General features: G+C 63.7%; 16 protein-coding genes. 10 read left to right on the top strand and 6 right to left on the bottom strand.

Annotated features, from left to right (window positions below; genetic code table 11):
* Window positions 1–255 precede the first annotated feature (255 nt).
* Window positions 256–1,062 (top strand): Crp/Fnr family transcriptional regulator, encoded by an 807-nt coding sequence (locus AC0L3J_RS16780; RefSeq protein WP_473287769.1) that lies wholly within the window; start codon window positions 256–258, stop codon window positions 1,060–1,062.
* A gap of 18 nt (window positions 1,063–1,080) precedes the next feature.
* Here AC0L3J_RS16780 and AC0L3J_RS16775 read toward each other — a convergent pair whose 3' ends face one another.
* Both AC0L3J_RS16775 and AC0L3J_RS16770 read right to left on the bottom strand, forming a co-directional pair.
* Window positions 1,081–1,722 (bottom strand): glutathione S-transferase family protein, encoded by a 642-nt coding sequence (locus AC0L3J_RS16775; RefSeq protein WP_473347742.1) that lies wholly within the window; start codon window positions 1,720–1,722, stop codon window positions 1,081–1,083.
* A gap of 66 nt (window positions 1,723–1,788) precedes the next feature.
* Window positions 1,789–2,337, bottom strand: coding sequence for a cytochrome b (locus AC0L3J_RS16770; RefSeq protein WP_473347741.1), 549 nt, complete (start codon window positions 2,335–2,337; stop codon window positions 1,789–1,791).
* A gap of 173 nt (window positions 2,338–2,510) precedes the next feature.
* On the opposite strand from AC0L3J_RS16770, the gene murI reads away from it, so the two are divergent.
* The 8 genes from murI to AC0L3J_RS16730 all read left to right on the top strand — a co-directional run bounded on the left by murI (window position 2,511) and on the right by AC0L3J_RS16730 (window position 8,014).
* Window positions 2,511–3,308 (top strand): glutamate racemase, encoded by a 798-nt coding sequence (gene murI / locus AC0L3J_RS16765; protein ID WP_473347740.1) that lies wholly within the window; start codon window positions 2,511–2,513, stop codon window positions 3,306–3,308.
* Between the two features lie 61 nt (window positions 3,309–3,369).
* A complete protein-coding gene (locus AC0L3J_RS16760) occupies window positions 3,370–4,143 on the top strand; it encodes an HpcH/HpaI aldolase family protein (RefSeq protein WP_106944481.1) in 774 nt (257 codons plus the stop codon).
* A 72-nt stretch (window positions 4,144–4,215) separates the two neighbouring features.
* Window positions 4,216–4,599 (top strand): cupin domain-containing protein, encoded by a 384-nt coding sequence (locus tag AC0L3J_RS16755; RefSeq protein WP_456769226.1) that lies wholly within the window; start codon window positions 4,216–4,218, stop codon window positions 4,597–4,599.
* Between the two features lie 104 nt (window positions 4,600–4,703).
* A complete protein-coding gene (locus tag AC0L3J_RS16750) occupies window positions 4,704–5,471 on the top strand; it encodes an acyltransferase (RefSeq protein WP_473347739.1) in 768 nt (255 codons plus the stop codon).
* Between the two features lie 197 nt (window positions 5,472–5,668).
* Window positions 5,669–6,286: a 30S ribosomal protein S4 gene (gene rpsD, locus AC0L3J_RS16745; RefSeq protein WP_007602315.1), complete on the top strand. Its 618-nt coding sequence runs from the start codon at window positions 5,669–5,671 to the stop codon at window positions 6,284–6,286.
* Between the two features lie 113 nt (window positions 6,287–6,399).
* Entirely contained in the window at window positions 6,400–6,630 is a 231-nt protein-coding gene (locus AC0L3J_RS16740; protein ID WP_473347738.1) for a hypothetical protein, read from the top strand.
* A complete protein-coding gene (locus AC0L3J_RS16735) occupies window positions 6,609–6,911 on the top strand; it encodes a type II toxin-antitoxin system RelE/ParE family toxin (RefSeq protein ID WP_473347737.1) in 303 nt (100 codons plus the stop codon). Before AC0L3J_RS16740 ends, AC0L3J_RS16735 begins: the two co-directional genes overlap by 22 nt.
* A gap of 35 nt (window positions 6,912–6,946) precedes the next feature.
* Window positions 6,947–8,014, top strand: a complete 1,068-nt coding sequence (locus AC0L3J_RS16730) for a threonine aldolase family protein (RefSeq protein WP_473347735.1) — start codon at window positions 6,947–6,949, stop codon at window positions 8,012–8,014.
* A gap of 115 nt (window positions 8,015–8,129) precedes the next feature.
* Here AC0L3J_RS16730 and AC0L3J_RS16725 read toward each other — a convergent pair whose 3' ends face one another.
* From AC0L3J_RS16725 to grxD, 4 genes are read right to left on the bottom strand one after another with little or no spacing between them, the layout of a single operon-like run.
* Complete coding sequence (locus tag AC0L3J_RS16725; protein WP_473347734.1) at window positions 8,130–9,392, bottom strand: serine hydrolase domain-containing protein; 1,263 nt, start codon at window positions 9,390–9,392, stop codon at window positions 8,130–8,132.
* A 1-nt stretch (window position 9,393) separates the two neighbouring features.
* Window positions 9,394–10,680 (bottom strand): serine hydrolase domain-containing protein, encoded by a 1,287-nt coding sequence (locus AC0L3J_RS16720; protein ID WP_473347732.1) that lies wholly within the window; start codon window positions 10,678–10,680, stop codon window positions 9,394–9,396.
* A 46-nt stretch (window positions 10,681–10,726) separates the two neighbouring features.
* Window positions 10,727–11,278: an O-acetyl-ADP-ribose deacetylase gene (locus AC0L3J_RS16715; RefSeq protein ID WP_473347731.1), complete on the bottom strand. Its 552-nt coding sequence runs from the start codon at window positions 11,276–11,278 to the stop codon at window positions 10,727–10,729.
* A gap of 3 nt (window positions 11,279–11,281) precedes the next feature.
* Complete coding sequence (grxD, locus tag AC0L3J_RS16710; RefSeq protein ID WP_063995769.1) at window positions 11,282–11,608, bottom strand: Grx4 family monothiol glutaredoxin; 327 nt, start codon at window positions 11,606–11,608, stop codon at window positions 11,282–11,284.
* Between the two features lie 241 nt (window positions 11,609–11,849).
* On the opposite strand from grxD, the gene egtB reads away from it, so the two are divergent.
* Complete coding sequence (egtB, locus tag AC0L3J_RS16705) at window positions 11,850–13,148, top strand: ergothioneine biosynthesis protein EgtB (protein ID WP_473347730.1); 1,299 nt, start codon at window positions 11,850–11,852, stop codon at window positions 13,146–13,148.
* Window positions 13,149–13,165: the final 17 nt, after the last annotated feature.

The raw sequence follows: 13,165 nt of genomic DNA, 5'->3' as shown, positions 1-13,165 counted from the left end.
CGCCTGGTCCCGCACCGCCCTGTCGGGCGCCGAGGTCCACCACGCCGAGGTTCGGACCCGGTGGCCCCCGAATCGCAGGCGCGCCACGGCCATACGCACCGCCAAACAGGCAATTGCCGAAACGCCCGATCAGGCTAAAATTTGCCTCTTGCGGCACGGCGGCCCAAAGCTTCATTCAAGCGGTCGTCGTTCGATTTCGGCTATAGGTGTCGAGAAGACCGACCGTGACTGAAGGCCTTACGCGGGGATAGTACCATGCCGTCCGGCAGCGCAGACATTTCGTCGATCCTCGACCGCATTCTCGAGGCGGCGACGGATAACCTCAGGATCGCGAAGATCCTGGTCCAGATGGGCCTCGATCCGAACAACGTCACCTATGACTCGATCTTCAATCGGATGCTGGAGATCTTCGTCCAGAACATCACGCTGGCCAATATGTTTGCCGCGGTCGGCGCCGGCTTCTTCGTCGCCACCCTCCTGATGCGGACGATGGTTCCGTTGCGCGTCGCCAATATGGTCGGCTGTGCGTTCTTCGCCGTCTTCGGCGCGCTCTCTGCCAACGTCTCGACCTTCTTGCTCTATCTCCTGCTGCTACCGATCAACGCCTTGCGCCTGCGGCAGATGCTCAAGCTCGTCAAGAAGGCGCGCCATGCGGCCGAAGGCGACATGTCGATCGAATGGCTCAAGCCGTTCATGACCGAACGCAAATATCGCCGCGGCGACACGCTGTTCAAACTGGGCGACCCAGCCAAGGAGATGCTCCTTACGGTCACCGGCAAGTTCCTGGTCAAGGAGATCAATATCGAGATCATGCCGGGCGCGCTGATGGGCGAGCTCGGCTTCCTCACGCCGGGCAACCGGCGCACCGGAACGATCGAATGCATCGAAGACGGGCAGGTGCTGACGATTACCTATGACCGGTTGCTCGAGATCTACTTCCAGGATCCGCAGTTCGGCTACTACTTCCTGGTGCTGACCAGCCAGCGGCTACTGCAGAACATCGAGCGCCTCCAGACGCAGCTGGCGTCGGAGCGGGCGGCCACCACGAACAGGATCGCGTGATCGAGTGCGCGCCGCCGTTCAGTTCAAGAGCAACGCCATGCCCGGATCGCCCTTCTCCATCGCACGCCGATAGCCCGCCCGCGCGCTGATGCGGCCGAGATATTTGACCACGTTGGGACAGCGCGACACGTCATAGGGCTGGAAGTAGCGCATGGTGGTGAGCGAGAACACCGTCATGATGTCGGCGGTCGTGAAGGCGCTGCCTGCAAGATATTCCGCCTCGCGAAGCCTTGCGTCGAGAAGATCGTAGGCCCGATCGAGACGCCCCTTCATCGCGAGCAGGGTCGGATTGTCCGTGGCGAGATCGAGCCGGCTCAGGATCATCATCCGCCCCATGCCGGGTTGCAGGGTGCCATTGGCGAAATGAAGCCAATACAGAAATTGCGCGAAGGCGGGATCAGTGGGACCGAGCACGAGTCGACCGTTGCCATATTTTGCAACGATGTAGTCGACGACCGCGCCGGATTCCGCGAGCACCAGCTCGCCGTCGGTGATCACCGGCGCCGCCCCGATCGGATGCAGCGCCTTGTACTCGGCCGGAGCCAGCATGGTGACGGGATCGCGCGTATAGCGCTTCAGCTGGTAGGGAATCGCCAGCTCCTCGCACAGCCAGACGATTCGCTCGGACTGCGACTTGCCGAGATGATGGACGGTGAGCATGAGGCCTCCTGACGATATGAAGCAGAACGTGGGATGTGCCACGAGAACGCATAGGTGTGGTTGCGACTACGCCTCGTCCGTCACCATCCGCGCCACGACGCGGTCGCGGCGGATGAAGTGGTGCCAGAGGGCGGCGATCACGTGAACCGAGATCAAGGCGAGCAGCACATAGGCAAAGAGGATGTGGCGGTCTTCATAGGCGCCCGCCGCCGCGCGGTCGGGAGCGGTGAATTGCGGCACGTGAAACAGGCCGAAGAAGTCCGAATAATCAGGTGCGTGCGCACCGGAATGCGCCCAGCCGAGCATGGTGACGACGATGACTGCGAGGTAGAGCGCGCCGTGGCTGACATGGGCGGCGGCCTTCTGCCAGCGCGAGGTTTCGGCCGGCAGGGCGGGCGTCGGGTTGACGAGGCGCCAGACCAGGCGCAGCACCGTGAGCAGCAGGATCACATAGCCGATATCGGCGTGGATCGAGCGATAGAAGAAGCGGTCGGGACGCGCCGGCATGTGGTTCATCCACCACCCGAAGCCGATCATGCCGATGATGGTCAGCGCCAGACCCCAGTGCAGCCATCGGGAAATGCTGCCCCAGCCGTGACTGGTATTTCTGATCATGTCGGTTCTCCGGAGTTTTGCGGGCCTGTCCCTATCCGCACCGCAGTACGGCAGCTGATACCGGGACCATGCGGCAATCGCGAAATCGAATCGTTCCAAATTAGCCCTAAGCGCCCCTGCCGCAAAACCGCCCCAAAAACCGAATGGTAACCATGTCCGGCTAGAGTGATCACGTGACCAATTCCCCGACGATTCTGGTGTTCGATTCCGGCCTTGGCGGGCTCACGGTCCTGCGTGAGGTCGTGGCCGCGCGCTCCGACGCGCATTACGTCTACGTCGCGGACGACGCCTTCTTCCCCTACGGCCATCACAGCGAGGACGCGATCATCGCCCGCGTGGTGCCGTTGATGGGGGAATTGATCGGCACGCACGATCCTGACCTCGTCGTCATCGCCTGCAACACGGCGTCCACCCTGGTCCTATCGCATCTGCGCGCCGCTTATTCCCTGCCCTTCGTCGGCACTGTGCCGGCGATCAAGCCGGCCTGCGCGCAGTCGAGGAGCCGGCGCGTGTCGGTGCTCGGCACCAAGGGCACCGTGAAGCGCGAATATACCAAGGCGCTGATCCGCGATTTCGCGCAAGGCTGCGAGGTGACGCTGGTCGGCTCGCCCGAGCTGGCCGCGCTGGCCGAAGCCGAGCTCAGCGGCTCTCCCGTCAGCGACGACGCCATTCTCGCCGAGCTCGCCCCATGTTTCGTCGGCGATGCCGGAGACGCAGGCGCACGCACCGACACCGTGGTGCTCGCCTGCACGCATTATCCGCTGCTGCTCGACCGGCTGAAAGAGCTCGGGCCCTGGCCGGTCGACTGGATCGATCCGGCGCCCGCGATCGCCCGCCGCGTCTCGGATCTGCTCGGCCCGCACACCGGTGGTATCGCGCAATCCGGCGCCGAGATGATCTTCACCTCGAACCGCGTCCATGGCCTTTCGGCCACGCTGATGCCGTTCTTCGGCGGCCGCATTCCAGCCTGACCTTGCGCCTCGACGGCGCGCTGCTAGGCTCCGCCCTCGTTGTTTCCTGCAGGTTCTTCCCATGTCGGTCCCCGCAACGCCGCTCAACCGTCTCCGCCAGCTCTGGCGCGAGGGTCGTCCCGCCTTTGGCGCGATCGCGACGATCCCGAGCGTGCAGACCGTGCAGATCATGGCGCGCTCGCTCGACTGGATCATCGTCGATCTCGAGCATGGCCCGATTGGATTGACCGAAGCACATGCGATGATCGCGGCCACCACCGGCACACCGTGCACACCGCTGGTGCGGATCGCGGCGAACGAGCCCTGGCTTGCAAAGGCACCGATGGACATCGGCGCCTTCGGCATCAATTTCCCGATGATCACCAATCGCGCGGAGGCCGAGAAAGCGGTGCGCAGCGTGCGCTATCCGCCGCGCGGCGATCGGCTCTGGGGTCCGTTCCATGCGCCATTCCGCTGGGGCCAGTCGATGCCCGACTACATGGCGAGCGCCGACGACGAGATGATCTGCATGATCACCATCGAGCACGTCGACGCCGTCAACCGAATCGACGAGATCATGGCCACGCCCGGCATCGACGTCGCCGTAATCGGCCCCGGCGATCTCGCCACCTCCATCAACAAGCGCGGCCAGATGGACGATCCGGAATTGCTGGAGCTGGTGGCGCGGGCCGAGGCCGGCATCCTCAGAAGCGGCGTGCCAATCGGCGGCGTGGCGCGTACCGCAGACCAGGCCAACGCCCTGGTCGACCGCGGCTACCGCGCGATCGCGCTGGGCTTCGACTGGTCGCTGTTCCAGCGCGGCATCATGGCGGCGTTCGAGGGGATCAAGCGCTGACGGCGAAGCCGATTGCCACCTTGCCGGGAACTGCTGCGCTGCTAGGCTCAGTCGTTCCAGGGAGGAAAAACCATGCTCAAAAAGACTTTGCTCGCTCTCGCCTTCACCGGCCTCGCCGTTGCGGCCTTCGCCCAGCAGCCCGGCATCAAACGCACCCCGCTCCAGAAGGTCGAATTTCCGGATGGCTACAACACCATCACCGCCATCGCGGAGGTCCCGGCGGGCGGCTCGGCGGGACGCCATACCCATCCGGGCATCGAGACCGGCTACGTGCTCGAAGGCGAACTCAATCTCCTCATCGACGGGCAGCCGGAAAAGACGCTGAAAGCCGGCGATTCCTACCAGATCCCGGCAGGCGTCGTGCATGACGCCAAAGCCCACGGCGACAAGGCTATGAAAGTGCTTGGAGTTTACATCGTCGACAAGACCAAGCCGCTGGCCTCGCCGGCGCCCTGATGCGGCGAACCGACCGGCCCCACGCGGGTTGGTTCGTGCTAGAGCAGGTGGCGAGCGGGAACCCGCTCGCTGCACAAACTTTAATCAGGGGAAACCAAAGAGCGATGCGCGGGACGCCCAAGACCATTTCGCTGCCGCGTCGCCTGATTGTCGACCTCATGCACGCCTCGATGGGCGTGCCCTTCGTGTCCCTGTCCCGTTCGCTCGATATCGGCCCCCTGCTGGAGGCCCGCGCGGGCGCGATGGCACCAGCCGGCTGGGCGGCCATGTTCGTCAAGGCTTTTGCCCTCGTCGCCAGGGAAGAGCCGGTCCTGCGTACCATCTATGCCAAATGGCCCTGGCCGTCGCTCTACGAGCTGCCGAAGAGTGTGGCCTCGGTGGCCATTGCCCGGGTCGAGGGTGGCGAGGAATGCGTGATCCCGCAGCGAATCGCAGCTCCCGAGGCCATGACCCTGGCTGCGGTCGACGCCGAGATCCGGCGCGCCAAGACCGCCCCGATCGACGAAATTCCCATGTTCCGCAAGATCATGCGGGCGACCCGCCTGCCGCTGCCGCTGCGGCGGCTGTCCTGGGCGATAGGGCTGAATTTCGGCCGGCAGCGCGGCAACTGGTTCGGCAGCTTCGCGGTGAGCTCGGTGGCCGCCTATGGTGGCGGCGAGCTTCACCCGATCACGCCCGGCCCCTTCATCGTCAGCTATGGGGTGGTCGGGCCTGACCAGACCATCCATGTCGTGATCCGCTGGGATCACCGGGTCACCGATGCCGCCCCGATCGCCCGGGTCCTGACCCGGCTGGAACAGGTCCTGAACGCTGAAATCGCTGCCGAATTGCGGGCGACCGGGTCGAAGCCGATCCGGGCGGTCGGGACGTGAGTCCGGGCCATTCGCATTGACAGCGAGCCCCAAATCCTCCTAAAAGCCGCTTGCTCGCGGGCCGATTTCGGCCCGCGAAGCGTTTCGCGACCCGTGGTCCTGTCCCTTAAGCTTTGGGGATCGGACCTGTCAGTGCCGGGCTAGCCCGTCACACAGGAGGGCGCGTTTCCTCAAACCATGTACCTGAAGAGGACGCGATGACTAAGCGCAGTGAGGCGAAGTACAAACTCGATCGCCGTATGGGCCAGAACATCTGGGGCCGCCCGAAGAGCCCCGTGAACCGCCGCGAATACGGCCCCGGCCAGCACGGCCAGCGCCGCAAGGGCAAGCTCTCCGACTTCGGCGTGCAGCTGCGCGCCAAGCAGAAGCTGAAGGGCTACTACGCCAACATCTCCGAGCGTCAGTTCCACAGCATCTATGTCGAGGCCAGCCGCCTCAAGGGTGACACCGGCGAGAACCTGATCGGCCTGCTCGAGCGCCGTCTGGACGCGGTCGTGTACCGTGCCAAGTTCGTCTCGACGATCTTCGCCGCGCGCCAGTTCATCAACCACGGCCACGTCAAGGTGAACGGCCGCAAGGTCAACATCTCGAGCTATCTGGTCAAGCTCGGCGACGTGATCGAGGTCAAGGAATCCTCCAAGCAGCTCGCTCACGTCCTCGAAGCCAGCCAGCTCTCCGAGCGTGACACCCCCGACTATCTCGAAGTCGACCACGGCAAGATGACCGCGAAATATATTCGCATCCCGCACCTCTCGGACGTGCCGTTCCCGGTGCAGATGGAGCCGCATCTGGTCGTCGAATTCTATTCGCGCTGATAGTTCGGCAGATCAATCGCTCAAAGGCCCCGGTTTTCCGGGGCCTTTTTGTTTGGGCCAGCCATTCCCATGTCTCAATCCACTTGTGCTATGATTGCAAGTAGTGGAGCTACATGATGACGCGTCTTCTGGAAGAGGCCTTTAACAAGGTTTCCGCCCTGCCTGAGTCAGAGCAGGACGAGCTGGCGCGGACGCTGCTTGAGCTCGCCGGGGTCGATCAGCCTCCGATCCAGCTGACGGCGGCGGAAGAGGCCGATCTCGCCGAGGCCGAAGCTGAAATCGCCCGTGGCGAACTGGCCAGCGCTGACGAAGTTCGAGCGATGTGGGCAAAGCACGGGCTGTGAATGTCCGCTACACAAAGCGAGCACTCGCCCAGATCGACGAAGTTCTGACCTATATCGAGGCGCGATCGCCCCAGGGAGCGAGCCATGTGCGCGACCGCATTGTTGCTCTCATCGCGCTGCTCCAGGCTCACCCTTATGCAGGACGACCGACCACTCGTGCATACGTCCGTCGCTTGCCGGTCAATCCTTATCCGTATCTGATAGACTATCGTGTGACCGTGACGGAAATCGTTATTATGCGGTTTCGTCACGCCGCTCGCCGTCCACCCAGAACTCGCTGACCGCAAGTGAGTGCCATCCCTTAGGGAGCAAGTTGATGCTCTACACCCCTCCCCCGATCGATCCCAAGGCGCCGCCGGTGCGCATCAATCTGCTGTCGGACACGCAGACCAGGCCGACACCCGCAATGCGCGAGGCGATGGCGCGGGCGGAGGTCGGCGACGAGCAGGTCGGCGACGATCCGACCGTGAACGCCCTGTGCGAGCGCGTCGCCGAGCTGCTCGGCAAGGAGGCAGCCGTGTACATGCCGTCAGGCACGATGTGCAACGTCACCGCGACCCTGGTGCATTGCCGTCCCGGCGACGAGATCCTGGCGCACGAGAGCGCGCACATCATCGCGCGCGAAGGCGGCGCGCATGCCGCGATCGGCGGCTTTCAAGTCACGCAATTGAAGGGACCCGACGGCCAGTTCACGCCGGAGACCTTTCGCAGAGCGCTGCATCCGCGCACCCGCTACCAGCCGCCGCAGACGGTGGTCAGCGTCGAGCAGACCGCCAATATCGGCGGCGGCACGGTCTGGAAGAAGGCCGCGCTCGACGAGATCGTCGCGATCGCGAAACAACATGGCCTCGTCACCCACATGGACGGCGCGCGCCTGCTCAACGCCACCGTCGCGAGCGGCATCTCCCCGCGCGACATGACCGCGGGCTGGGATTCGGCCTGGATCGATTTCTCGAAGGGCTTGGGCGCGCCGATCGGCGGCGTGCTGGCGGGCTCGCGCGCCTTCATCGATGCGGTCTGGCAGTGGAAGCAGCGGCTCGGCGGCTCGATGCGACAGGCCGGAATCTGCGCGGCGGCTTGCATCTACGCGCTCGACCATCATGTCGATCGGCTCGCCGACGATCACGCCAATGCGCGTGCGCTCGCCCGCGGACTGTCGCAGATCGCAGGCGTCGAGGTGCAGGAGCCCGAAACCAACCTGGTGTTCTTCAAGCCCGATGGTGCCGGCATTCCCGGCGACAAGATGGTCGCGGCGCTGCGCCAGCGCGGTGTGACGCTTGCGATGATGGACGGCCGCATCCGCGCCTGCACCCATCTCGACGTCAATGCGAGCCAGGTCAAGGAAACGGTCGGATATATCCGCGAGATCGTGCGCGGGGCGTAGTTGATCCAGTAGCCCGGATGGAGCGCAGCGTAATCCGGGAGGCTATCCGCGCGGTGAGAGTCCCGGATTGCGCTTCGCTCCATCCGGGCTACTACAGCGGGGCTAGACGAAAAGGCTAGCGCCCCATCGCCTGGTAGATCAGCGTCTTCAGCGCCAGTTGAATCCGGCCGCGCTGCGTCGGGGTCTGCACCATGAAGATCCCGAACAGATCGTCCTCGGGATCGATGAAGAAGAACGTGCCGCCGACGCCGTCCCAGCGATACTCCCCGAGCGGCCAAGTTGTTCCAGGGGGCACCGAAGTGCGCACGGCGAAGCCGAGGCCGAAGCCGGAAGACCCGCCCGGATAATAGTTCTGGTCGCGTGCGATCTTCGTCTCCGGCCCGATATGATCCGAGGCCATCAGCGCGATGGTCTCCGGTTTGAGATAGCGCCGGCCGTCATAAGTGCCGCCGTTGAGCAGCATCTGGGCGAAGCGGGCGTAGTCGCCGACCGTGCCGACCATGCCGCCGCCGCCCGATTCCCATGTCGCGGGCCGCCTGATGTCGCGGACCTGCGTCGTCGGATTGATATTGCGATCCTCCGGCATCGGCTCGGCGATGCGTGGGAATTTGGCGGGATCGGCGACGAAGAAGGCCGTTTCGGTCATGCCGAGCGGATCGAGCAGCCGCTCCTTCTCGAACTGCAGCAGCGTCTTTCCCGCGATGATTTCGACGACGCGGCCAAGCACGTCGGTGGAATAGCCGTAATCCCACACCGTGCCGGGCTGCTCGACCAGCGGCAGCGTGGCGATCTTGGCGGCGAATTCGGCGTTGGTCAGATTGCTGTTGAAGAGATCGGCGTCCGCGTAGAGCTCGCGCACCATACCGCCGCCATAATAGCCGTAAGGCAGCCCGGAGGTGTGGCGCAGCAGATCCTTGATCGTGATGGGTCGCTCCGGCGGCTCCAGCGCCAGGGCGACTTTGCCGTCCTCGGCCTTCTTTTCGATGCCAACCTTCATGCCGGCGAAGGCCGGAATGTATTTCGAGACGGGATCGTCGAGCGACAGCTTGCCCTCCTCAACCAGCATCATCGCCATGACTGAGGTGACCGGCTTCGACATCGAGTAGAGGCGGAAGATCGTGTCCGCGCTCATCGAGAGTTCAGTCGCGACGTCGCGGACGCCGAAATTCTGATAGTAGACCGGCTTGCCGTGCTGCTGAAGCAGCAGGATGGCTCCGGGGATCTTGCCGGTGGCGACCTCATTGCGGATGTAATCGGAAACCTTCGCCAGCCCCGCAGGCGAGAGCGTGTGGACCGCACGCCCCTCGGAACCCGCCTTCGCAATGATGCCGCCGGCGAGAAGAACGAGCGCCGCGATCAATGCGCGGCGCCCGAACATGTCAATTCTCCATCGCTTCATAAACCAGCTGCTTCAATGTTCGCTGCACGCGCTGGCGCTCCGTCGGGGTCTGCTCCAGCAGCACGAAGAACATGTCCTGCTTGGGATCGATCACGAAATAGCAGCCGGAGGCGCCGTCCCATTTCAATTCGCCGAGATCGCCGGGCGGCGGCGGTTTGGCATTGCCGGGGTCGGTGCGCACCGCAAGTCCGAGACCGAAGCCGAAACCATCGCCGGGGAAGTAGAAATAATCGCGATCGACGCCCGACTTGGGGCCGATCTGGTCGGTCACCATCAGCTTGAACGTCTCGGGCTTGAGAATGGTCTTGCCGTCGAGGCTGCCGCCGTTGAGCAGCATCTGCGTAAAGCGCTCATAATCGGCCATGGTCGTGACCATACCGCCGCTGGCGAACTGGATTTTCTTGACGACCGTCGGATCGTTGATCCTCCCGACCCGGAAATCGCTGTCGTTCGGCACCGGCTGCGCCAGCAGCTTCTGCTTTACGGGATCGGTGACGAAGAAGCCGGTGTCGACCATGCCGAGGGGGTCGAGCAGCTTCTCCCGCTCGATCTCGATGAGCGGCTTGCCGGCAGCGACTTCCATGACCCGCGCCAGGATGTCCGTGGAATGGCCGTATTGCCACAGCGCGCCCGGCTGGTTGTGCAGCGGAAGTTTCGCGATTCGCTCGGCGAACTCCGCGAGGTCGAAATCGCCGGCATAGATATTGGCGTCGCGATAGGCCTTGCGGACCAGGCTGTCGCCATAGAAGCCGTAGGTGACGCCCGAAGTGTGCGTCATCAAATCGTGCACCGTCATCGGCCGGTTCGGCGGCACGAACTCGAGCGACTTGGTGCCGTCCTCGGCCTTCTTCTCGACGCCGACTTTTACGTTGGCGAAGGACGGAATGTATTTCGAGACGGGATCGTCGAGCTTGATCGTACCTTCCTCGATCAACTTCACTGCGACGACGGACGTGATCGCCTTGCTCATCGAGAACAGGCGGAAGATCGTCTTGTCCGTGATCGGCGCCTTGCTGACCGCGTCCTGCACGCCGAAGACTTCGTGGTACACCGGCTTGCCATGTTGCTTGATGAGCACGTTTGCACCGGCGATCTTGCCGGTCGCGACCTCGTTCTTGAAGAACTCGGTGACCTTCGCGAGCTTGTCCTTGTTGAAATGCGCGCCGGCCGGAATCTCGTAGGTGCCCTCCGCCCGCGCGAACGACATCGTACCCAACGACACGAGCGCGACGCAGACCAGCGCGCGCAGTCCAGATCGTGAAATCATATCCCCTCCCCGGAACATGGCCGGGCGGAGTGTACCGACCGCGTCATCAGGCACAAGGGCCGCCATACCGCGCCAAAGCATCCGCGTGCAGAGCCGCGCTTTTTTCCGAGAAACAACAAAATATGACGTCGGCGACCAGCGGCGCGGCCGGCAGGGCTTCAATGGTGGCATGGACCGCAATCTTCGCCGCTTGGTCGGCCGGAAAGCCGTAAACCCCGGTCGAAATTGCGGAGAATGCCACGGAGGTCAGCTGATTGGCCCCGCAGAGCTCAAGCGCACGGCGGTAGCAGGAGCCCAGCGCCTCTGCCTCACCGCGAGTACCGCCGTGCCAGACCGGGCCGACTGCATGGATCACATGACGCGCAGGGAGAAGGTAGCCTTTCGTGATCTTGGCATCGCCGGTCGCGCATCCTCCGAGCTTCCGGCACTCGGCTAGAAGCTCGGGCCCGGCCGCCCGATGGATCGCGCCATCGACGCCGCCCCCACCCAGGAGCGACGTGTTGGCCGCGTTGACGATGGCGTCAACGCTCAGCGTGGTGATGTCAACAACGACGACCTTGAGCTCCGCGCCGCCGATCCGGCGCGTCAGCTGGGTCACGTATCAGGCCGCGACAGCGACGCCCTTTTCGGAGAAGAGCTGCTGCAATTCACCGGCCTGGAACATCTCGCGGACAATGTCGCAGCCGCCGACGAACTCGCCCTTGACATAGAGCTGCGGGATGGTCGGCCAGTTCGAAAAGTCCTTGATGCCGTTGCGCAGTTCGGCGGATTCGAGAACGTTGAGGCCCTTATAGCCGACGCCGATGTGGTCGAGAATCTGGACGACCTGGCCGGAGAACCCGCACTGCGGAAATTGCGGTGTGCCCTTCATGAACAGAACCACGTCGTTCGACTTCACTTCGTTGGCGATGAATTCCTCGATGCTCATATCCGTGTCCTTCTGGGGCGGAGCCCACTCCAATCGCTTCGGGCTGGCTCAGCCGATTTAACCCGATCCTTGCCTATATATGTAGCCCAAACCGTTGTGCATCCAAAGTAAAATGGCGGCGAGCGGCCGCTGGGCGGACCACTCTCGGCACCGCCGGGCCATTGCATGATGGCACGAATATCATCGCCGGGGAGGACTTTCATACCGTCACGGAGCCCCTATCTAGGACGAACCCGGCGTTTTGGAACCCGACAACGCCAACAACGTTCTCTTGTCCTGTCTGGAGAAAAACGTGACGAAACCAGCCTCCGCTACGGCCAGTCCGCCGCTTTCGTCACCGTCGGTCGACCCGAGCAACCTCGCCCGGCGGCTTGAGGATGCCTTTCTCACCGTCCGCAACGAGACCGAGCGCCGTGCCGCGCCGCTGTCGCCGGAGGACCAGCAGATCCAGTCCATGCCGGATGCGAGCCCGACGAAATGGCACCGCGCGCACACCACCTGGTTCTGGGAGCAGTTCGTGCTCGGCGAGCACTGTGCGGACTACCGGCCCTTTCACCCTGACTTCGCCTTCCTGTTCAATTCCTATTACGTGAGCGCGGGCCCGCGCCATTCCCGCAACCACCGCGGTGATATCACCCGTCCGAGCGCCGATCAGGTCAGCGCCTATCGAAAGCATGTCGACGCTGCCGTCGTGAAATTCTTCCGCGACGCCGGTGAGGACAAGCTGCGCGCGATCGCGCCGCTGGTCGAGGTCGGCCTCAACCACGAGCAGCAGCATCAGGAATTGATGTTCACCGACATCCTGCACGCCTTCGCGCAGAACCCGATCCCGCCGGCCTATGATCCGGACTGGCACTTCCCGGCGGCAACGCCGGCCAGCGAGGATTGGCTGACGCTGAACGAAGGCATCCACACCGTCGGTCATGTCGATGACAGTTTTCATTTCGACAACGAGAAGCCGGCGCATCGCGCCCTCGTCGGCCCGGTCAAGCTCGCACGCAATCTCGTCACCAATGGCGAATGGCTCGCCTTCATGCGCGATGGTGGCTACCGGACCGCAACGCTGTGGCTGATGGACGGTTTTGCGGCCGTGAACAACGAGGGCTGGGACGCCCCCGGCCATTGGCGCGAGATCGACGGCCAGTGGCATGTGATGACGCTGGCCGGCCTCAAGCCGGTCGATCCCGACGCGCCCGTCTGCCACGTCAGCTATTACGAGGCTGACGCCTTTGCGCGCTGGGCCGGAAAACATCTGCCCACCGAGATGGAATGGGAGGTCGCGGCCCGCGCGGGCCAGCTCAACGATGCGTTCGGCATCGTCTGGCAGTGGACGCGATCGTCCTACTCGCCCTACCCCGGCTATCGCGCCATCGAAGGCGCGCTCGGCGAATACAACGGCAAGTTCATGGTCAACCAGCTGGTGCTGCGCGGCTCTTCGCTTGCAACCCCGGAGGGGCACAGCCGTATCACCTATCGTAACTTCTTTTATCCGCACCACCGCTGGCAATTCACGGGACTGCGGCTCGCCGACTACGAGTAAAATTCTCATCCGACGAC

This window comes from Bradyrhizobium sp. Kon37, from assembly GCF_055807535.1.
Note: the sequence above shows the minus strand (reverse complement) of the source record. Positions and strands in the feature narration are given on the sequence as shown.

What these genes read in the sequence shown, in the direction of transcription:
- AC0L3J_RS16760 (WP_106944481.1), top strand. Translation starts at nt 3,370, where the DNA reads ATGTCGGTCCCCGCAACGCCGCTCAACCGTCTCCGCCAGCTCTGGCGC.
- AC0L3J_RS16725 (WP_473347734.1), bottom strand. Translation starts at nt 9,392, where the DNA reads ATGTTCGGGCGCCGCGCATTGATCGCGGCGCTCGTTCTTCTCGCCGGC.
- AC0L3J_RS16780 (WP_473287769.1), top strand. Translation starts at nt 256, where the DNA reads ATGCCGTCCGGCAGCGCAGACATTTCGTCGATCCTCGACCGCATTCTC.
- AC0L3J_RS16720 (WP_473347732.1), bottom strand. Translation starts at nt 10,680, where the DNA reads ATGATTTCACGATCTGGACTGCGCGCGCTGGTCTGCGTCGCGCTCGTG.
- AC0L3J_RS16770 (WP_473347741.1), bottom strand. Translation starts at nt 2,337, where the DNA reads ATGATCAGAAATACCAGTCACGGCTGGGGCAGCATTTCCCGATGGCTG.
- AC0L3J_RS16750 (WP_473347739.1), top strand. Translation starts at nt 4,704, where the DNA reads ATGCGCGGGACGCCCAAGACCATTTCGCTGCCGCGTCGCCTGATTGTC.
- AC0L3J_RS16755 (WP_456769226.1), top strand. Translation starts at nt 4,216, where the DNA reads ATGCTCAAAAAGACTTTGCTCGCTCTCGCCTTCACCGGCCTCGCCGTT.
- rpsD (WP_007602315.1), top strand. Translation starts at nt 5,669, where the DNA reads ATGACTAAGCGCAGTGAGGCGAAGTACAAACTCGATCGCCGTATGGGC.
- AC0L3J_RS16730 (WP_473347735.1), top strand. Translation starts at nt 6,947, where the DNA reads ATGCTCTACACCCCTCCCCCGATCGATCCCAAGGCGCCGCCGGTGCGC.
- AC0L3J_RS16775 (WP_473347742.1), bottom strand. Translation starts at nt 1,722, where the DNA reads ATGCTCACCGTCCATCATCTCGGCAAGTCGCAGTCCGAGCGAATCGTC.
- grxD (WP_063995769.1), bottom strand. Translation starts at nt 11,608, where the DNA reads ATGAGCATCGAGGAATTCATCGCCAACGAAGTGAAGTCGAACGACGTG.
- AC0L3J_RS16740 (WP_473347738.1), top strand. Translation starts at nt 6,400, where the DNA reads ATGATGACGCGTCTTCTGGAAGAGGCCTTTAACAAGGTTTCCGCCCTG.